At 57.8% G+C, this 19,675-nt stretch carries 12 protein-coding genes; 4 read left to right on the top strand and 8 right to left on the bottom strand.

Annotated features, from left to right (window positions below):
• Positions 1 to 7 precede the first annotated feature (7 nt).
• Positions 8 to 754 carry a pseudouridine synthase gene (locus RGU70_RS10165; protein WP_322209279.1) on the top strand — a complete coding sequence of 249 codons (747 nt, stop codon included), beginning with the start codon at positions 8 to 10 and terminating at the stop codon, positions 752 to 754.
• Between the two features lie 129 nt (positions 755 to 883).
• On the opposite strand, the gene RGU70_RS10160 is transcribed toward RGU70_RS10165, so the two are convergent.
• Positions 884 to 1,354 carry a DUF1854 domain-containing protein gene (locus RGU70_RS10160; RefSeq protein WP_322210763.1) on the bottom strand — a complete coding sequence of 157 codons (471 nt, stop codon included), beginning with the start codon at positions 1,352 to 1,354 and terminating at the stop codon, positions 884 to 886.
• Positions 1,354 to 3,636, bottom strand: a complete 2,283-nt coding sequence (locus tag RGU70_RS10155) for an ABC transporter ATP-binding protein (RefSeq protein WP_322210762.1) — start codon at positions 3,634 to 3,636, stop codon at positions 1,354 to 1,356. The genes RGU70_RS10160 and RGU70_RS10155 overlap by 1 nt, the downstream gene beginning before the upstream one ends.
• A 385-nt stretch (positions 3,637 to 4,021) precedes the next feature.
• On the opposite strand from RGU70_RS10155, the gene RGU70_RS10150 reads away from it, so the two are divergent.
• From RGU70_RS10150 to cphA (RGU70_RS10140), 3 genes are all read left to right on the top strand, one after another.
• The gene (locus RGU70_RS10150) at positions 4,022 to 5,209 is read left to right on the top strand and encodes a hypothetical protein (protein WP_322209278.1); all 1,188 of its coding nucleotides are present in this window, start codon (positions 4,022 to 4,024) and stop codon (positions 5,207 to 5,209) included.
• 319 nt (positions 5,210 to 5,528) lie between these two features.
• Positions 5,529 to 7,727: a cyanophycin synthetase gene (cphA, locus tag RGU70_RS10145; protein ID WP_322209277.1), complete on the top strand. Its 2,199-nt coding sequence runs from the start codon at positions 5,529 to 5,531 to the stop codon at positions 7,725 to 7,727.
• Positions 7,728 to 7,805: 78 nt separating this feature from the next.
• The gene (cphA, locus tag RGU70_RS10140) at positions 7,806 to 10,376 is read left to right on the top strand and encodes a cyanophycin synthetase (RefSeq protein WP_322209276.1); all 2,571 of its coding nucleotides are present in this window, start codon (positions 7,806 to 7,808) and stop codon (positions 10,374 to 10,376) included.
• Between the two features lie 203 nt (positions 10,377 to 10,579).
• Here the strand turns inward: cphA (RGU70_RS10140) and RGU70_RS10135 are convergent, their stop codons facing one another.
• From RGU70_RS10135 to RGU70_RS10110, 6 genes are all read right to left on the bottom strand, one after another.
• Positions 10,580 to 13,021 carry an EAL domain-containing protein gene (locus RGU70_RS10135; protein WP_322209275.1) on the bottom strand — a complete coding sequence of 814 codons (2,442 nt, stop codon included), beginning with the start codon at positions 13,019 to 13,021 and terminating at the stop codon, positions 10,580 to 10,582.
• Positions 13,011 to 14,261 (bottom strand): sensor histidine kinase, encoded by a 1,251-nt coding sequence (locus tag RGU70_RS10130; RefSeq protein ID WP_322209274.1) that lies wholly within the window; start codon positions 14,259 to 14,261, stop codon positions 13,011 to 13,013. The genes RGU70_RS10135 and RGU70_RS10130 overlap by 11 nt, the downstream gene beginning before the upstream one ends.
• A gap of 378 nt (positions 14,262 to 14,639) precedes the next feature.
• Positions 14,640 to 15,176, bottom strand: a complete 537-nt coding sequence (def, locus tag RGU70_RS10125; protein WP_322209273.1) for a peptide deformylase — start codon at positions 15,174 to 15,176, stop codon at positions 14,640 to 14,642.
• Between the two features lie 139 nt (positions 15,177 to 15,315).
• Positions 15,316 to 16,230 (bottom strand): UTP--glucose-1-phosphate uridylyltransferase GalU, encoded by a 915-nt coding sequence (gene galU / locus RGU70_RS10120; RefSeq protein WP_322209272.1) that lies wholly within the window; start codon positions 16,228 to 16,230, stop codon positions 15,316 to 15,318.
• Complete coding sequence (gene ligA, locus RGU70_RS10115) at positions 16,227 to 18,323, bottom strand: NAD-dependent DNA ligase LigA (protein WP_322209271.1); 2,097 nt, start codon at positions 18,321 to 18,323, stop codon at positions 16,227 to 16,229. Before ligA ends, galU begins: the two co-directional genes overlap by 4 nt.
• Before the next feature lie 17 nt (positions 18,324 to 18,340).
• Complete coding sequence (locus tag RGU70_RS10110) at positions 18,341 to 19,501, bottom strand: cell division protein ZipA C-terminal FtsZ-binding domain-containing protein (RefSeq protein ID WP_322209270.1); 1,161 nt, start codon at positions 19,499 to 19,501, stop codon at positions 18,341 to 18,343.
• Between the last annotated feature and the right edge of the window lie 174 nt (positions 19,502 to 19,675).

The following is a 19,675-nucleotide window of genomic DNA, read 5'->3' as shown; positions in this document are numbered from 1 at the left end:
TTTCACAATGACCGAACCAGTACGCCTCTCCAAACGCATGTCCGAATTAGGCCTATGTTCCCGCCGCGAAGCCGATGTATGGATTGAACGCGGCTGGGTGCGCGTCGACGGCGTCGTCGTCAATGTCCTCGGCAGCAAGGTCTTGCCGCATCAGCGCGTAAGCGTCGAACGGCAGGCCAGCGCCGAACAATCCAAGCGCGTGACAATTCTGCTCAACAAGCCCATGGCCTATGTCAGCGGTCAGGCCGAAGATGGCTACACCCCCGCCATCGCCCTCATCAACGCTGCCAGCCGCTGGGAAGAAGATACCGTCGATACCGCGTTCCACCCTACCCAGCTGCGTAGTTTAGTCGCGGCCGGACGGCTCGATATTGACTCCACCGGTTTGCTGGTATTGACGCAGGATGGCCGTATCGCCAAGCAATTGATCGGTGAAGACTCGGATGTCGACAAGGAATATCTGGTACGCGTGAAGTACAACAAACCGGGCAAACTGCCGGAAAGCGATCTGCAATTGTTGAACCATGGTTTATCGCTGGATGGCAAGGAACTGAAACCGGCCGTCGTCTACTGGCAGAACGAAGACCAGCTCAGTTTTACGCTGCATGAAGGAAAAAAACGACAAATCCGACGCATGTGCGAAGCAGTCAGCCTGCGCGCCGTCGGCCTCAAGCGCGTCCGCATCGGCAATATCCGATTGGGCGATCTGCCGGTAGGCGCATGGCGTTATCTGGGGCCGGACGAAGGGTTCTGATCTACGGTGGCGAGAGATCGTAATCCGATCAGGCTCACCACCCTGCGATTGCGCATTGTCGTCGCGCAATCAGCGATAGCGAATCAAAAATAACGAATCAAAAACAACTAAAGCATCCAAGCAATCGCGTCAGAGAAAGCGATCCAGAATCTTGCGGCTGTTTTGATCCAGCGCTTCCATGTTGCGGATCAAAAACTGGATACCGTGACTGTCTGAAATCAACAGCGCGGCATCAGGCAAGCGGCGGATATCTTCCTCGCCGCGCAGGATGAAGCTGGTATCGCCGCGATCAGTCTGCACTGCCCACACGCTGGGCGTAGCGTAAGTCGAAACGCTGCAAATCCGGGAAATCTGCGGCATGAATTCGCGCCGCGCCAGTTCTTCCTCTACCAGCGCAAGCATGGCCGGCGGCAAATCGGCGAGCTGCTCTACCCATGCCAGCTCCATACCATCCGCATTGACCAGCGCCAGCCCCTCGTCGGGAGCGGCAATAGGAAAAGCCCGCACCGGCACCACCCCCTCGGTCAGCACTCCATCGGCCCCGACAAATACCAGCTTGCCGGCACTATTACGGCTCAGCGTGAAATCCGGCTCGTTCATCATGCCTCTTCCTTTTTCAGCGGTGCTGCGGTCCAGCCGATGGCGCTGTCGGGGTCACTGCCGATGGTGCTGTCGGCATCACTCTCGGTATTGCGCAACTGCGCCTGATACAGGCGGTAATAAGCGCCCTCGCTGGCCATCAGCGCATCGTGATCGCCCACCTCGACAACGCGGCCGCGATCGAGCACCATCAGTCGATCGGCCTTGCGTAAAGTGGACAAGCGATGCGCAATCGCAATCGTGGTACGACCTTTAACCAGGTTATCGAGCGCCTTCTGAATTTCTTTTTCCGTGCTGGTATCGACCGAGGACGTGGCCTCATCCAGAATCAGAATGCGCGGATCAATCAGCAAAGCACGGGCAATCGAAATCCGCTGACGCTCTCCGCCCGACAGCGCCTGACCGCGCTCACCAACCAGCGAATCGTAGCCATGCGGCAAACGCAGAATGAATTCATGCGCATGTGCGGCACGCGCAGCGGCGACGATTTCCGCCCGCGTCGCCTGTGGCTTGCCATAAGCGATATTGTCGGCAATGGTGCCGAAAAACAAAAACGGTTCTTGCAGTACCAGCCCGATATTGCGCCGGTATTCGCTGATCGGCAGCGAACGGATATCGACGCCATCAATCAGAATCGCCCCTTCCGACACATCGTAAAAACGGCAAATCAGATTAACCATGGTGCTTTTGCCGGAACCGCTGTGGCCGACCAGACCGATCATTTCACCGGGCGCAATCGACAAATCGACGCCGCGCATCACCGCCCGGTTGCCGTAGCGGAAACCCACATTGCGCAGTTCGATCGCACCGCGCACTTCGGGCAAATGCACTGGATTGGCCGGCTCCGGCACGCTGGAGACATGATCCAGGATATCGAAAATCCGTTTGGCACCGGCAGCCGCCTTTTGCGTCACCGAAACAATGCGGCTCATCGAATCGAGTCGTGTATAGAAACGGCTGATGTAGGCTAGAAAAGCCGTCAGCACACCGACCGTAATGCGATGGTTGGCCACCTGCCAGATACCGAAGGACCAGACCACCAGCAGGCCGATTTCGGTAAGCAGCGTCACCGTCGGCGTGAACAAGGACCAGATTTTATTGACCTTGTCATTCACATTCAGGTTATGCCGGTTGGCTTCCTTGAAACGCGCCGCTTCGCGCTGTTCCTGTGCAAAGGCCTTGACCACGCGAATACCGGGAATGGTATCGGCCAGCACATTGGTGACTTCGGACCAGATACGGTCGATTTTTTCAAAGCCGTGGCGCAGACGATCGCGCACGACGTGGATCATCCAGGCGATAAACGGCAGCGGCAGCAAAGTCACCAGCGCCAGCCAGGGATTGATCGCAATCAGAATCGCGGCCGTCATGATGATCATCAGCACGTCGATAGCAAAATCGAGCAAATGCAGCGATAAAAACACGCAGATACGGTCGCTCTCGGAGCCGATACGCGCCATCAGATCGCCGGTGCGCTTGCCGCCGAAATATTCCTGTGACAGGCGCAGCAAATGCTCGTAAGTGGTGGTGCGCAGATCGGCACCGATGCGCTCGCTGACCAGCGCCAGAATGTAGGTCCGGGCCCAGCCCAGCGACCACGCCACCAGCGCCGATGCCAGCAAGCCGCTCATGTACAGCGTCACCAGCCGGGTATCGATAGGCGCGCCGTTCTGGAAAGGAATCAGCACGTTATCCATCAGCGGCATGGTCATGTAGGGCGGCACCAGCGTGGCGGCGGTCGAGGCCAGCGTCAGCAGAAAACCGGCCAGCAGCGATTTCCGGTACGGCTTGGCGAAACGCCACAGCCGAAACAGCGCCCAGGTAGAAGGCGGTGCTTCTTTCATTTCAGGACAAATGGCGCACTCGTCCTGACCGGGCGGCAACTGCGCCTGACATTGCGGACAGACGGCCTCTTCCTCTCCTGGCGATTCGTGGCCGGGCAAGGACAGCCGCAATTGCCGCTCAAACCGATTAATCAGCAATAAGGCCGCCGGGTTATGCGCCAGCGTGTAACGCCAGTGCGCCAGAGGCGTTTGCTGCTCATGCAATTCCAGACTGCCAACGCCCGCATGGTCGTGGTGGCTCAGCACCAGCCCGGCCATCAAAGGCCACGATTGCCAATCAGCACCGACGCCGCTTTTAGCCAGCAAGCGATGCTCAGTGAGCGCCACCAGCCCGTCCTGAAAATGCAACGCCGCATCCAGATCCAGCGGCAACAGCGCCAGGACCTGTTCGTCGGCCGCCAGTTGCGCCGACAGATCGCCGTACGCAGCGACATCCATAGTGCGAGAAGAAAATACGGGAGAAATTAAGTCGCTGGTCATCGGCACAAATAGGAGAAAAAAGCGCCTGCGGACAATGCCGACGACGACAAGAGAGGAACCGAAACGGGAAACAGAAACGTAGGTGCAGGATGAACTGCGCGCCGCAAAAATCATCCAAGGCAGCGCGGCGACGCGACGCGATTATATCGCAGCACCTTCCATACCGTTGACCGCCGCCGGGAGAATGACGGGATAAACGTAAAAAACCAGCGATATTTTCAGGTGAAAAGCCCCATCCGTTTGGATTTTCAATAATCTATGTTCCCCCTAACGCACAGTGCCTGCACTGACACAAACTCCCCCGACTTGCCTTCCTCGACCCATCCCTCACCAGGAGCCACGAATGCATCCCTGTAAATTTCCTTCCCCTGCCAACCCTACCGTGACCATCTTCACCTCTCAGGAACCTGTCCTGGCATCGCCTGATCTCCAGCGCACCAGGGAATGGGCCGCTGACTTGCGCGAACCCGGCCGCTGGCAGCCGGATGCCCTGCCCATACTGGCACAACTTTTCCCCAGATTGCCGGGATGGCCATGCGACAGAGCCTTACACATTTTCAATCCCACCGCATCCAGGCAACCGGTCTTTTCTGTTGGCGATGAGCAATGCAAAAGAGCGCCGGTCAGACTGCTTACCGATGGCCTGTTTTTCACGGCAATCGACATGATCGAGGACGCCTGGCACTCCCCGGTCCCAAAACAAACCAGCAAGGGCGACAGCTTTTTCTCCGCTATAGCGCAAGCGCTGGGACCGGATGATCTGGAGGTACTGCTTTTACGCAATCCACACGCCGGCGGCCGGACCGACAGCGAACAGCTACGCAGTGCCGTTGCCGATCTACTGGCGCGCGCTCCTGATCTGCTCGGCAATCTCGTCCTGCCGCCGCTGCTTAAAGAAACGCCCTCGCTCACGGCATTACAGCCTGCACAGAACACGCTTCTTCCGGAAGAAATAACGCCGCCCATCATCACCCGTCGCCACCGCCTGCGGCCAGCACCTGAGAAAGCAGCAGCAGGCCTTAAGAGAATATCCCCTCGCCTTAAGCCGCAGAACCACACCAGCGTCCAGTACAAAATACCGGGAGAGAGGTCTTTTTGCGCAACACATCTCAAAGAAATCAAAGAGGGAGGCAAAGCAAAAATTCTCGCTAACGGCGGATTAAAGGGCGTCGCCAGGCAGCACCACATTTCCTACAGTTACTTGCGCAGCCTGATCGACCGGCAAGGAGATCTGACAAATCGCGGCGAAGAGAAAATGAAGCGCTCCCCTTTTTATAAAAACCCGATCACCGCCCGGCTCTTAATTCAGATTGAGGCATTGGGAGGAGCAGGCATCCGGGCGGCTGGTGGCTTGAGAGGCATTGCAGAAATGCATGGCGTTTCTACGGATTACCTAAGGCAGCTCATGCACGAAGACAGCAGCCTGACAGAGCGCGGCCAGAGAAAAAAATCCACGATCATCCCCCTTCCCTTTTTCTCCCCGCCCCCATTGACTGCACTCCCAGAGCCTCTCCGCTACAAATTACTCTGACTTTCCCACAAAGGGCGTGCGCAAGGCAGGCATACCTCCCATTTTCAAGAGAAAAATCCTGTCTGGCTCAAGCCTGCATGACACTACCGAGCCAAGACAGGACCCCTTGCACAACCAGCCCGCCCCGGAATACAAAACCGTTAAAAACAAAAAAATTGTTAAAAATGTATAAGTCCTCCTCCTCCTCCAGTAATTTCTGGATAAATTCGAAAATTTATCCACTCCCCAGAGGGCTTCCGGTAAACCAAACCGCATTGAAAGCGTTATTCTCTCTCGTTGCGCTGTTTTTCTGGCGACCTACTGCCCTGACTACCATTACATGAAAAATATCGAATTTCTCCGCATCATGTCTTTACGCGGACCGAATATCTGGACTTATCGCTCGGCACTGGAAGTATGGATCGACATCGGAGAGCTTGAAGACTGCCCTTCCGACACCCTGCCCGGCTTCAATGAACGACTGACCGCCTGGCTGCCCACCCTGATCGAACACCGTTGCAGCTATGGCGAACGCGGCGGCTTCCTGCAACGTCTGCAAGAAGGAACCTGGCCCGGTCACATTCTGGAACACGTCACGCTCGAACTGCAAAACCTGGCCGGCCTGCCCGGCGGGTTCGGCAAAGCACGCGAAACCGGCGAACGCGGCATCTACAAGGTCGTCGTTCGCGCCCGGCACGAACAAGTCACCCGCACCGCCCTTCACATCGGCCGCGATCTGGTGATGGCCGCCATCGAAAACAAACCCTACGATCTCGCCACCGGCATTGCCAAGCTGCGCGACATGGTGGATTCCCTCTGTCTGGGGCCGAGCACCGCCTGCATCGTCGATGCCGCCGATGCCCGCCGCATCCCTTCCATGCGTTTATCCGAAGGCAACCTGGTGCAACTCGGCTATGGCGCACGCCAGCGCCGCATCTGGACGGCCGAAACCGACCAGACCACCGCCATCGGCGAAAGCATTTCGCGCGACAAGAACCTGACCAAAACCATGCTGCAAGCCTGCGGCGTGCCGATTCCCGAAGGCCGCATCGTCGATAGTCCCGATGACGCCTGGGACGCCGCGCAAGACATCGGCTTGCCGGTCGTGGTCAAACCCTCCGACGCCAACCACGGTCGCGGCGTCTTCATCGACCTCAGCACCCGGCAAGACATAGAAACCGCCTACGCCGTCGCACTCAACGAAGGCAGCAATGTCATCGTCGAACGCTACATCCGCGGCAATGAACACCGCATGCTGGTCGTCGGCGGCAAACTGGCCGCTGCCGCACGCGGCGAACCGACCCTGCTGCACGGCGACGGTCGGTCCACCATCGCGCAACTGATCGCCATCCTCAACACCGACCCGCGTCGCGGCGATACCGAAGAGCATCCCTTCAATCTGGTCAAACTCGACAGAGACCCGGCCGCCCAGCTGGAACTGGCGCGTCAGGGACTGGATGCCGACTCAGTACCGGAAGACGGCAGAGAAGTCCTGCTGCTGCGCAGCGGCAATATCGATATCGACGTCACCGACGAAGTCCACCCCAGCGTTGCTGCTGCGGTGGAACTGGCTGCGCGCATCGTCGGCCTCGACATCGCCGGCATTGATCTGGTTGCTGAAGATATTTCGCGTCCGCTGGCCGAACAACGCGCTGCCATCGTCGAAGTCAACGCCGGTCCCGGTTTGCTCATGCATCTGAAACCCTCGCGGGGAAATCCGCGTCCGGTGGGCGAAGCCATCGTCGCCCATTTGTTCGCCGCTGGCGAGAATGGCCGCATTCCCGTGGTCGGCATCACCGGCACCCACGGCAAAACGACTATTGCCCGTCTGGTGGCGCGCATCATCCACCTCAGCGGCAAGCATGTCGGTCTGGCCTGCGGCGATGGCCTGTACTTTGCCGAACGGCTGGCCGACAAGAGCAATTGCGCCACCTGGAACGCCGGTCGCCGCGTCCTGCTCAACCGCGCCGTGGAAGCCGCCGTCATTGAAAATGGCGCTGAATCCATCCTGAGCGACGGGCTGGCCTACGACCGCTGCCAGGTCGGCGTGATCGCCAACATCGGTTCCACCGTGAGCCTGCCGGAATACTATATTCACAACGCCGACGACATGGCCGCCAAGGTCAAGCGCACCCAGATCGACGTCGTCCTGCCAAGCGGCGTGGCCGTCCTCAACGCCGACGATACTCTCGTGGTCGGTCTGGCACCCTTATGCGACGGCGAAGTGCTGTATTTCGGCATAGACGGCAACGCAGCGGTCATTGCCGCCCATCTGGCAGAAGGAAAGCGCGCCGTCTTCGTGCGCGACGGCAGCATTATTCAGGCGACCGGTAAACAGGAAACCGTCCTGACCCGCATCGACGCCATTCCGCTGACGGCGGGCGGCACGGTCGATTTCCAGATCGAAAATGTACTGGCCGCCGTCGCCGCTGCCTGGGCGCTGGACTTGCCCGCCGATCTGATTCGCGCCGGCATAGAACTGTTCGGAACCGAACAGGCCGCCGAGCAAATCACCAAAAGTAAAATCCATGCAGTCTGAGCCAACCTGCCCGACAGTGCTCTCTCCCACTACCGCAACAGGTCGCTGCGACCTGCCCAACTTTCAGGAATACCGTTGATGGACGTCTCCCGTATCCGCGTTTTGCGCGGCCCCAACTTGTGGAGCCGGCATACGGCAATCGAAGCAATCGTTTCCTGCGGCGACAGTGAACGCGCCATCAGCGACATTGCAGGGTTCGAAACCCGGCTGCGCGCCCGCTTTCCGCAAATCGGTTTTCTGCAACCGGCCGGGCGCACTGGCGATGTCTCCATGGCGCATGCACTGGAAGTCGCCGCCCTCGGGCTGCAAGCACAAGCCGGCTGCCCGGTCACCTTCAGCCGCACCGTCCCCACGACGGAAATTGGGGTCTATCAGGTCATCGTCGAATACAGCGAAGAAGCCGTCGGTCGTCTGGCATTTGAACTGGCGCAGCAGCTTTGTCTGGCTGCCAGCGCCAACCAATCCTTCGACCTGCTTTCCGCACTGACCAGTCTGCGTGAACTCGACGAAGACGTCCGTCTCGGACCCAGCACCGGCTCGATCGTGCAGGCCGCTTTGCAGCGCGGCATTCCCTACCGTCGCCTGACCGACGGCAGCATGGTGCAATTTGGCTGGGGCAGCAAACAGCATCGCATCCAGGCGGCAGAAACCGATGCCACCAGCGCGATTGCAGAATCGATTGCGCAGGACAAAGAATTAACCAAGATGCTGCTGCACGCAGCTGGCGTGCCGGTGCCTTACGGACGCGTCGTCAGCACGGCCGAAGACGCCTGGGCCGCAGCGGAAGAAATCGGCAGCGCCGTGGTGGTCAAGCCGCGCGACGGTAATCAGGGCAAGGGTGTGGGAGTCAATATCAACACCAAACAGCAAGTGATGGCGGCCTTCGAGGTGGCGTCCCACATCTGCTCGGAGATCATCGTCGAGCGCTATATGCCCGGTCACGATTACCGCCTGCTGGTCATCGGCGGCAACCTGATCGCTGCCGCCCGTCGTGATCCGCCGCAAGTCATCGGTGACGGCGTGCATACCATCCGTCAGCTGGTCGATCAGGTCAACAGCGACCCCCTGCGCGGCGACGGTCATGCCACCGCTCTGACCAAGATTCGCTTCGATTCAATCGCCGTGGCGACTCTGGAAAAACAGAGCTACCACGCCGAATCGGTCCCGGCCCACGGTGTCCGTATCGTCCTGCGCAACAACGCCAACCTGAGTACCGGCGGTTCCGCCACCGACGTCACCGATGACGTTCATCCTGAACTGGCAGCGCGTGCGATTGCCGCGGCGCAAATGGTCGGACTGGACATCTGCGGCGTCGATGTGGTCTGCAACAGCGTCCACAAACCGATGGAAGAGCAGGAAGGCGGCATTGTCGAAGTCAATGCTGCGCCCGGCTTGCGCATGCATCTGAACCCGTCTTACGGCAAGGGGCGCGCCGTCGGCAAGGCCATCGTTTCCACCATGTTCGCAGAAGGCGATGACGGCCGCATTCCGGTGGTGGCAGTCGCCGGCACCAATGGCAAAACTACGACTGTACGTCTGATCGCGCATTTGCTGGCCTGTCGCGGCTTGCGCGTCGGCATGACCAATTCCGATGGCGTCTACGTCGCTGGCGAACGCATCGATACCGGCGATTGCAGCGGCCCGCGCAGCGCCCGCAATATCCTGTTCCATCCCGATGTCGATGCGGCGGTGTTTGAGACTGCACGCGGCGGCGTCTTGCGCGAAGGTCTGGGATTCGACCGTTGCCAGGTCGCTGTCGTGACCAATATCGGCATGGGCGACCATCTGGGACTGAGCTATATCAGTACCGTGGAAGATCTGGCCGTGGTCAAGCGGGTGGTAGTGGAAAACGTCGCTCCCACTGGCTTCGCCGTACTCAATGCGGCCGATCCTATGGTTGCCAAAATGGCCGCATCCTGCACTGGCGCAGTGATCTTCTTTGCCATCGACCAGCACCTGCCTATCATGGCCGCCCATCGCGCCCAGGGTCAGCGCGTGGTATTCCTCGACGGCGGTGATATCGTCGCCATCGAAGGCAAGAAGGAACAACGTATCGCCCTGTCATCGGTTCCGCTCACGCGCAACGGCGCGATCAGCTTCCAGACTGAAAATGCCATGGCGTCACTGGCGGCCGGATGGGCGCTTGGTTTGCCATGGGAAACGCTGCGCAGCGGTCTGGCCAGCTTCGTCAACGATGCGGCGACTGCGCCGGGACGTTTCAACGTCTTCGACTACCGCGGGGCGACCCTGATTGCCGACTACGGCCACAATCCCGATGCCATCCTGGCGCTGGTCAAGGCGGTCGATGCCATGCCGGCAGTGCGTCGTTCCGTCGTCATCAGCGGTGCCGGCGACCGGCGCGATATCGATATCCGGCATCAGACCGAAATCCTCGGCGACGCCTTCGACGATGTGGTGCTGTATCAGGATCAATGCCAGCGCGGCCGTCCTGACGGCGAAGTGCTGGGGCTGTTGCGCGAAGGTCTGAAGAATGCGCGCCGCACCCGCCATACGGAAGAAATCAATGGCGAATTCCTTGCCATCGATACCGCTCTGGCGCGACTGGCACCGGGCGATCTGTGCCTGATTCTGATCGATCAGGTCGAAGAGGCGCTGGAACATATCGCAAAGCGGATAAAGGAAGCGTAATACAAGAAAGCCAAATGCCGCGCCCCGGGTATCTGGCTCGATGCAGTCTGCTATGCCCGGTAGCTCTCTGGCGGAGGAATGATCGCCAGAGAGCCGGTAGGCAGCGTGAGCCGGCCTTAGCCAGTGGGCCTTAACCAGTGGGCCTAGCCAGTGGGATTTAGTCAGCCTGCTTTATGCGGCGCCCCGAGCGCCAAGCGCAGCCCTTAGATCGCTGGCGGCACCTGCAGGCGACGCAACGAGGCATGGAATTCATCAATCGCCACCGGTTTGCCAAACAGATAGCCTTGAAACAGGTTGCAGCCTTTGCCCTGTAACAGATTTTTCTGATCCTCTGTCTCCACCCCCTCCGCAATGACCTCCAGATTCAGATTTTTTGCCATCGTAATAATCGTTTTGATGATAGTCCGGTCACTCTGATTGCTGGCAAGATCACGCACAAAAGACTGATCAATTTTCAATTGATCCAGCGGCAAGCGTTTGAGGTATTGCAAGGAGGAATAACCGGAACCGAAGTCATCCAGCGAGAACTGAATGCCGGCTTTTTTCAGCATGGTCATGGTCTCAATCGTTTCTTCGATGTTGGAGAGCAGCATGCTTTCCGTAATCTCCAGCTTCAGCAGTTTGGGCGCAATAGCGTAGCACTGCACCAACATCCGGACCCGATCGCCAAAATCAGGCTGACGCAATTGCCGGGCGCTGACATTGACCGCCAATACCAAGTCCCGCGTTTGTTCGTCTTGTTGCCAGGCCTGAATCTGGAGACAGGCAGTTTCCAATACCCAACTTCCTATCGGCAGAATCAAACCGGTCTCTTCCGCCAGAGGAATAAAGTCGTTGGGTTGAATCACCCCCCGTTGCGGGTGCATCCAGCGGATCAGTGCTTCCGCGCCGACCGCCCTGCCGCTGTCATTCACCTGAATCTGAAAATGCAATTGGAACTGCTCGTTTTCAAGCGCCTTGTGCAACTCCCCCTCAAGCCCGGCGCGCTTATTGACCGATTGCTGCATGTCAGGATCGAAAAAACTGAGCATATTGCGCCCGTTTTTCTTTGACTGATACATGGAGATATCGGCCTGCTTGATCAATTCATCTATTTTCTGCCGGGTACCGTCGAACAAGGTCGCACCGACACTGGCGGAGCAGTGGTATTCATGGGAACCCAGTCGATACGGGCGGTTGAGAGCGGCGACTATTTTCTTGCCGACCATTTCCGTATACAGACAGGCATCGCTCAGGGCTGGACTCAATTGTTCCAGCAGCACCATGAATTCATCGCCGCCAAAGCGGGCAACCGTGTCACTCTCCCGGACGCAGGCCAATAAACGTGCCGCGACCTGTTCCAGCAAGGAATCGCCGGCGTCATGTCCCTGGGTGTCGTTGAGCGTCTTGAAGTCATCAAGATCAATGAACAGCAGCGCGCCCGTTTCCCCGCTTCGCGCACTGGCAGACATGGCGTGTTTCAGGCGATCGAGCATCAATCGTCGATTCGGCAATTTGGTCAAAAAGTCGTGATAAGCCAAATGCAAAAGCTGGTGTTCGGTTTCCTGAATCCCGGTCAGATCGGACAGCAGATGGACGTAATGCACCGGCGTGCCTGAGCCATCCCGGACGGCGCAGATCTGCTGCCAGGCGGAAAAAGTGACGCCATTTTTCCTGCGGCAGGTCACTTCGCCGGACCAGACACCTTCTTGCATGACGGCAATTTCGGCGTAAGTCGGATCGCCGAAGCGCTTGGTCAGCAGCGATTCGCGCGGAGAAGAGCCCTGCAGTTCGCTCTCCACGTAACCGGTCAGTTTGAAAAAAGCCGGATTCCCCGAGATCAGCTTCCCGGATTCATCGAGGATCATGATGCCCTCGGATATGGTCGCAAAAACGACGCTCGCCTGACGCAGGCTTTCTTCGGTTTTCTTGCGCTGCGTCACATCTCTGAGCGCACCCACGACGATTTGATTTCCCGGACCGTAATTTTGCAGATTGCCGTACATTTCCAGCCAGGCGTAGTCGCCGGAATCGCGCTGGGCGCGGAAACAGCAATTGAAAAATCCCATGATTTCAAAATGCGCTTCCACTTGCGGCCGGTCTTCAGGATGAATGCGCTCAAACAGCGAAGCCAGACCGGCAGAAAACGGGCTCAGCGTATTGCCCCACATGCCTAAAAACCGGGTGTCGCCTTTAATCCTGTCGAGCTTCGATTCCCATTCCCAGGCCCCCAGTTCGGCCGCTTCGATAGCCAGCGCCAGCCGCGCTTCGGATTTAATCAGGGACATTTCGACGTCGTGCCGCGATCGGGCAATCTGCATGACGGCATGCAATTCATTCGTCTGATACGGTTTCATCAGATAACCGAAAGGCTTGCAGGCAGCAGCACGATCAACGGTTTTTCCATCGGCATAGGCAGTCAGAAAAATCACGGGCAGTTGCCACTGCTGGTAAATCGCCGCGCAGGCATCAATACCGTCGCCGCTTCCCTGCAAATGAATATCCATCAGCACCAGACTGGGGTGGTACTGCTCCACGGCTTCAATCGCGCCTTCCCGCGTGGAGCGGATGGCGCATACCTGATGCCCCATATCTTCCAGCGTCTGTTGCAAATCGAGGGCGACTACCGGCTCATCTTCCACCACCAGAATTTTTTCAAATTTCATGTACAACTTTCTGCGTACCGTGGCGCAATTCGGGGCTCAGCTCTATGGTGAAACAAGCACCGTTTTCAGACGATGAAGTCAATAATTTGCCTTGCAGCTGACTGACAAACATGGGAATAAGCTGCGCTCCCAGGCCACTACCGGTTCCGCCCCACTGAAACCATTCGGGTATGCCACAACCGTTATCGCTGACCGATAAATGTATGCATTCAGGCGACACACGCTCCAGTTTGACCTCGATGCTGCCTTGCCTGGCCTTGATGAAAGCATGCTTGATGGCGTTCAGTACCAGTTCGTGAATAATCAGGCCGCAGGGAATCGCTCGTTGAATATCGAGGGTGATGCTTTCTTTCCCACCTGAAAACGTCAACCCAATTCCAGTCGACGAGGCGCTATGGGTGGCTTTGGTCAGCACGATCAGGCGGTGCAGGTACTCGGATAAATTGACTTCGGACATGTTGTCCGATTCATAGAGCAGCTCATGCACCAGCGCCATCGCCCTGATCCGCCCCTGACATTCAGCAATGGCTTGCGCCCCGGCTGGCGAAACCTTGCGCGCCTGCAAATTCAGCAGGCTCGACACGATTTGCAGATTGTTTTTGACGCGATGATGGACTTCATGCAGCAAGGCCGTTTTTTCTTCCAGCGCATGGGCGATCAGATCGCGCTGCTGCTTCTGTTCGGAAATATCACGCGCCAGTTTGCACGCACCGATAATGTCGCCCTGACGGTTACGCAATGGGGATACCGTGACCGAGACATCGATTGGCTGGCCGCTTTTGTGGACACGCACCGTTTCAAAGGAAGGGATGCGCTCACCGAGATAGATCCGCCGCAGCAGTGCCACCTCGTCCAGCAAATTCGATTGCGGAAACAGGATGGTGACAGGACGACCTATCGCCTCTTGCGCTGAATAACCGAATAAACGTACCGCCGCTGAATTCCAGCCGGTGATGATGCCCTGAAGGGATTTGGTGATGATCGCGTCATCAATCGATTCAATGACGGAATGAAACTGTTCTTCCGACTGAGGCAAGGGGTCGCTGCGAGGGAAAGACGGATCGGGAAGAACGGCATCGGCATCCTGATTGATCGCAAAGAGACCTTTCCTTACTTCCGCGGCGGACATTGCGCCGGCTTGTTCACTTACCCAGGGCAGGTAACGCAATAACCACCGGCGGGTACTGCCGGACAAGAAGCGCAATAACTGTTGCACATCATCAAATGCGACATTTTTCACCCCGGAACTCCTCTGCTATTGCGATGGAAAAACATCGCCTTGCCGATTGCCCTCTGCATCCATATAGGTCAAACAACAATACCCGGGCAATACCTCGTTTCATGCCCAAGACAGCTCAATTACCTATCAGAAACTATTGCCAGATAGTAGTACAAATACCAACTTGCAGCACTCTGTATATTCTTGTGCGGCACTGATGGAAGTCTGGTCATCGGTGCGAGACCAGGGTGAGAGCGCAGACGTATGGGGGCTGATGGACATCACCGTTCCTAGGGGATGCCATCCGGTAAATTCGTCAGACATTCCTTATACGAAGCAGAAATACGGAATAAAAATATGAAGTAAAAAAATGAGGCGTCCAAAAAAGCGGAGCTACGCTCAATCGGCCATATCGGGCACGTCGTCAGGAAACAGCGCCTCGGTGAAACCGAAGCGGCTGAAATCCGTGATTCTCATCGGATACAGGATTCCCTTGAGGTGATCGCACTCATGCTGCACTACTCTGGCGTGAAAACCATCCACTTCGCGCTCGAACGGCTGACCATGCTGATCAAAACCGCTATAACGCAATGCGCGCCAGCGCGGCACCATGCCATTCATTCCCGGCACCGACAGGCAGCCTTCCCAGTCCTCTTCCAGCGTCGCGTCGAGCGGCGTGAGGATGGGATTGATCAGCACCGTTTCCGGCACGGGCGGCATATCGGGATAGCGCTGATTTTTGCCGAAACCAAAAATCACCAGTTGCAGATCGACCCCAATCTGCGGCGCAGCCAGACCAGCGCCTTCCACCGCGCGCATGGTGTAAAACATATCGGCAATCAAGGCCTCCAGTTCCGGCGTACCAAAATGCGTGACCGGCTTGGCTTGCAACAACAGGCGTGGATCGCCCATCTTTAATATCTGATGAATTCTCATAATGTTTAACTCCTGATAGCGAATTTTTACTCAAAAAAACTCCCCGGCGCAGTTCATGCAGACGGGGAGTTTTTCCTTTCCGGCTTACCGGGTGAGGCGGCGGCAACACCACTCAGACCATGCCCCTCCCCGTTTGCTTCTATTTGCCGGTTTTCTGTGACAGAAAGTGCGCCTCCTGCGCCAGACCCTTCAGATACTCGGTAAATGCCGCACCGGTTTCGGGATGCTTCATGCCCATCGCCACAGTCGCCTTCAAATAGCCGAGCTTGGAGCCGCAATCGTAGCGCTGACCGGCATAACGATAGGCCAGAACCGATTCCGCCTGCATCAGAGCGGCAATACCGTCGGTCAACTGGATTTCACCCCCTGCGCCCTGACCGATGGTTTCCAGATACTGAAAAATACGGTTATTGAGTATGTAACGCCCCACTACTGCCAGCGTGGACGGTGCTTCTTCCGGCTTCGGTTTCTCAACGATGGCGTCGACTTTTTCGAGGTCTTGCTTGTATGGCGTGGCGCTGACGATACCGTATTGCTTGGTTTCGCTGCGCGGCACTTCCTGCACGGCCAGCAGACTCATGCCTTCTTGGGCGTAGACGTTCGTCATCTGCGCCATCACCGCCGGATGGCCGGGTGCAGCATCCATAAAATCGTCGGCCAGCAAGACCGCGAACGGCTCATCGCCGATCACCGGCCGCGCGCACAGCACCGCATGTCCCAGACCCAAGGGCGCAGACTGGCGGATGAAAATGCAATTGACCGTCTTGGGGATCACGTTGCGTACGATGTCGAGCAAGACCTTTTTACCGGCGGCTTCCAGTTCCGCTTCCAGTTCGTAGGCGGTATCGAAATGGTCTTCAATCGCCCGCTTGTTGCGACCGGTGATAAAGATCATTTCGGTAATGCCAGCCGCAACGGCTTCTTCCACCGCATAGTGGATCAGTGGCTTATCGACGATAGGCAACATTTCCTTCGGTTGTGCCTTGGTGGCCGGTAAAAATCGGCTGCCGAGACCGGCGACAGGAAACACTGCTTTTCTGACTTTCTTAATCATGCGTTCTCCAATAAAGCGATGAGTTTTTGCTCGTCCAGTATCGTGATGCCCAGCTCTTCGGCCTTGGCCAGTTTGCTCCCGGCTTCAGCACCGGCCACCACGTACGTTGTTTTTTTCGATACCGATCCCGCCACTTTGCCCCCTGCGGCTTCAATCCGCGCCTGCGCCGCCTCCCGGCTCAGGTTGGGCAAGGTGCCGGTCAGTACAAAAGTATTGCCTTGCAAAGGCATGGGTGTGCGTTCCGCAGCGGCATGTTCCGGCCAATGCACACCGGCGGCACGCAACTGTTCCAGCAATTCGCGGTTCAGCGGATCGGTAAAAAAACCGATCATCGACTGCGCCACGACCGGACCGACATCGGCCACTTCCAGCAATTGCAGCTCGCTGGCATCGACCAGCGCATCCAGACTGCCGAAATGACGTGCCAATTCCTTGGCGGTTGCTTCACCGACGTGGCGTATACCGAGCGCATAAATGAAGCGCGCCAGCGTCGTCGATTTGGATTTCTCCAGCGCCGCCAATACATTTTGCGCCGACTTGTCGGCCATGCGCTCCAGTTCCGCCAGCGCGACGAATCCCAGTTTGTAGAGATCGGCCGCAGTCACGATCAGGTTTTTATCGACCAACTGATCGATCAGCTGCTCGCCCAGACCATCGACATCCATCGCCCGGCGCGAAACGAAATGCTGCAAGCCGCCCTTGCGCTGGGCGCTGCATTTGATCCAGCCACCGGAGCAGCGGGCAATCGTTTCATCTTCCAGCCGGACAATCGGGGAACCGCACACCGGACAGGCAACCGGCATCTGAAATTCTCGCACCTGCTCGGTCCTTGCCTCGGGCACATAGGCGACCACTTCGGGAATGACGTCACCAGCGCGACGCACGATCACGCTGTCGCCGATACGAATATCCTTGCGTCGCACTTCATCTTCATTGTGCAGGGTGGCGTTGGTCACGATCACGCCGCCGACCGCTACCGGTTTCAGGCGCGCCACCGGAGTAATCGCACCGGTGCGGCCGACCTGCACTTCGATATCCAGCACCGTGGTCAGCGCCTCTTCTGCCGGAAATTTATGCGCCAGCGCATAACGCGGCGCGCGTGCGACAAAACCGAGTTGCTGTTGCTGATCGAAACGGTTGACCTTGTAGACCACGCCATCGATTTCATACGGCAGTTCGGCGCGCCGCTGGCCGATGTCGCGATAAAAATCGAGCAGCCCGGCGACGCCTTGCACCAGCGCGCGTTCCTGACACACTGGCAAACCGAGTTGCCGGTACCAGTCCATCAAGCCGGTATGCGAATCAGGCATCGCCGCGCCTTCCAGCAAACCAATGCCGTAAGAAAAAAAGCGCAAGCGGCGATGCGCTGTGATGCGGGAATCCAGCTGACGCAAACTACCCGCAGCGGCATTACGCGGATTGGCGAATTCTTTCAAACCAGCGGCGCGTTGCCGTTCATTGAGGCGGGCGAAATCGGCCTTGTACATCAGCACTTCGCCGCGCACATCGAGCAGCGTCGGAATGTTGTCGCCCCGCAGTCGCAAGGGAATAGCGCGCACGGTGCGGATATTGGCGGTGACGTCTTCGCCGGTCGCGCCGTCGCCGCGTGTGGCCGCTTGGACCAGCAGTCCATTTTCGTAGCGAAGATTGATCGCCAGACCGTCAAATTTGAGGTCGGCGGCATATTCGACGGGAGCGGATGCGGTATCGACAACATTGCCGTCCATCGTATTTGCGCCGGCAGCAGCGGCCAATGCGTCGGCAACCCGTTTGCCGAAAGCAAGCACATCCTCATCGCTGAAACCATTCCCCAGCGACAACATCGGCACCGCATGCGTGACTTGCCGGAAAAACGGTAATGGCGTCGCTCCCACGCGCTGGGTAGGCGAATCGGGAGTGATCAGTTCAGGATGCTGTAATTCCAGCGCTTGCAATTGCTGGAACAGACGGTCGTATTCGGCGTCGGGAACCGAGGGCTGATCCAGTGCGTAATACGCGTAACTATGGTGATTCAGCTGCGCAGTAAGCTCTGCGGCACGAGCCACCCATTCGGGGGGCGTCGCGCCGGATGACTGGGGAGTATCCGGGGACATGAGGGAGATAAGAGGCCTTAACTGAAAAGACGCAGAGCGCGACCGGAACCTGCCGGAATTTCGGCTGCTTCCATCGCGCCGTAAAACGCGCCGACCTGACCGGCGATGTCGCTTAGCGCATCCTCAGACAAGACCTGATTGCCGTCGTCGACCAGCGTGCCACCCAGTCGCATTGCCAGCGAGCGTGCGCAGGCGACCAGTGCGCCATAACCGTCGCGCTCGGGATCGACACGCGGCACATCAAGCAGCAGGGTCAGGCAATCGGTCACTTCCGTTGTGACGCCGACGTTGGTGGTGAGCGAAAACAGCACTTCATTTTCGCCATCCTGCATCACCAGCGTGCTGCCGGTACGGCGGTCAAAACCTTGCCGTGTCAGCGCTGCCAGCAAGGTCACGATATTCCAGGGTGCGCCGTTGGAGCGGACATTGACGCTCAGTTGCACGTCGTGTTCTGAAATGAAGCGATGCAGGATATGCGCGTTCTGGATCACTTTGATCATGTCCGGCACATCAGGAGAGGCGCCAATGGTTTCGGTAATTTCGTGCAAGCGCATGACCAGCTCGGAATATTCCAGCTCATTGAGCGGGCTGTTGCGATTGGCGAGCTGCACACCGGCGGCCAGAGCGTTATAGACGCTGCCGCGGGAAACGGCTTCCCATTCGCCGTTGCTGCTGTTCTGGCCGATGAACTGCACCGGCTTGTTGCCCACCTGACGCAATTTTTGCAGCAAGGGCAACAGCTTGTCGCCGCGCACTTGCGCATCGAGGGCGATAGGAATAGTGCAATCAATCAGCTCATCGACCGGCAGCGTTTTGCGTGGCCGGGGCAGCGAAAAGACAGGTTCCTGCGGCGCATCTTCTTCGAGCGAAACTGGCGCGGCATGACCGGCTTGCTCGCTGGTAGATGCTAAGGCGGTCTTCAGATAGGGTTCAAATTCGGACGCCGCTTCCTGATCTGAGGCGACAGTCGATGCGGGGGACATGGCCGGCTCTTGCCGTTGCAGGTGGCGGGTATCGCCGGACGAGGCGTCAGACTTCATCAGCACATCGTCATGCGCAACAGGAAACGCCTGATCCACGCTCCGACGGGCCTTGTGCTCCTGCCATTTGTTATAGGACAGTACGCCGACAAGAATCACGCCGCCGATCGCGATCAGGCTCGATTGCAGATCAGTCATACCTCACGCGCCCGGGTGAAACCGCCGTGAAAACATTCAGTGTAAGGATGCGCGCTGTTATTCATATTCATTTCAATGATGCAATTCGAGGATGCCGGACAGGTGCCAACGAGCAGCACCTGCTGGCCGTAGTGCGCGACTTATGTATGCCTCATGCACAACTTATGCACGATG

This window comes from Herbaspirillum sp. RTI4 (assembly GCF_034313965.1).
Classification (GTDB): Bacteria; Pseudomonadota; Gammaproteobacteria; order Burkholderiales; family Burkholderiaceae_D; genus Herbaspirillum.
Note: the sequence above shows the minus strand (reverse complement) of the source record. Positions and strands in the feature narration are given on the sequence as shown.

Excerpts from the sequence above, each read along its gene's own strand:
- RGU70_RS10165 (WP_322209279.1), top strand. The coding sequence starts at position 8 with ATGACCGAACCAGTACGCCTCTCCAAACGCATGTCCGAATTAGGCCTA.
- RGU70_RS10160 (WP_322210763.1), bottom strand. The coding sequence starts at position 1,354 with ATGAACGAGCCGGATTTCACGCTGAGCCGTAATAGTGCCGGCAAGCTG.
- RGU70_RS10155 (WP_322210762.1), bottom strand. The coding sequence starts at position 3,636 with ATGGATGTCGCTGCGTACGGCGATCTGTCGGCGCAACTGGCGGCCGAC.
- RGU70_RS10150 (WP_322209278.1), top strand. The coding sequence starts at position 4,022 with ATGCATCCCTGTAAATTTCCTTCCCCTGCCAACCCTACCGTGACCATC.
- cphA (WP_322209277.1), top strand. The coding sequence starts at position 5,529 with ATGAAAAATATCGAATTTCTCCGCATCATGTCTTTACGCGGACCGAAT.
- cphA (WP_322209276.1), top strand. The coding sequence starts at position 7,806 with ATGGACGTCTCCCGTATCCGCGTTTTGCGCGGCCCCAACTTGTGGAGC.
- RGU70_RS10135 (WP_322209275.1), bottom strand. The coding sequence starts at position 13,021 with ATGAAATTTGAAAAAATTCTGGTGGTGGAAGATGAGCCGGTAGTCGCC.
- def (WP_322209273.1), bottom strand. The coding sequence starts at position 15,176 with ATGAGAATTCATCAGATATTAAAGATGGGCGATCCACGCCTGTTGTTG.
- galU (WP_322209272.1), bottom strand. The coding sequence starts at position 16,230 with ATGATTAAGAAAGTCAGAAAAGCAGTGTTTCCTGTCGCCGGTCTCGGC.
- ligA (WP_322209271.1), bottom strand. The coding sequence starts at position 18,323 with ATGTCCCCGGATACTCCCCAGTCATCCGGCGCGACGCCCCCCGAATGG.
- RGU70_RS10110 (WP_322209270.1), bottom strand. The coding sequence starts at position 19,501 with ATGACTGATCTGCAATCGAGCCTGATCGCGATCGGCGGCGTGATTCTT.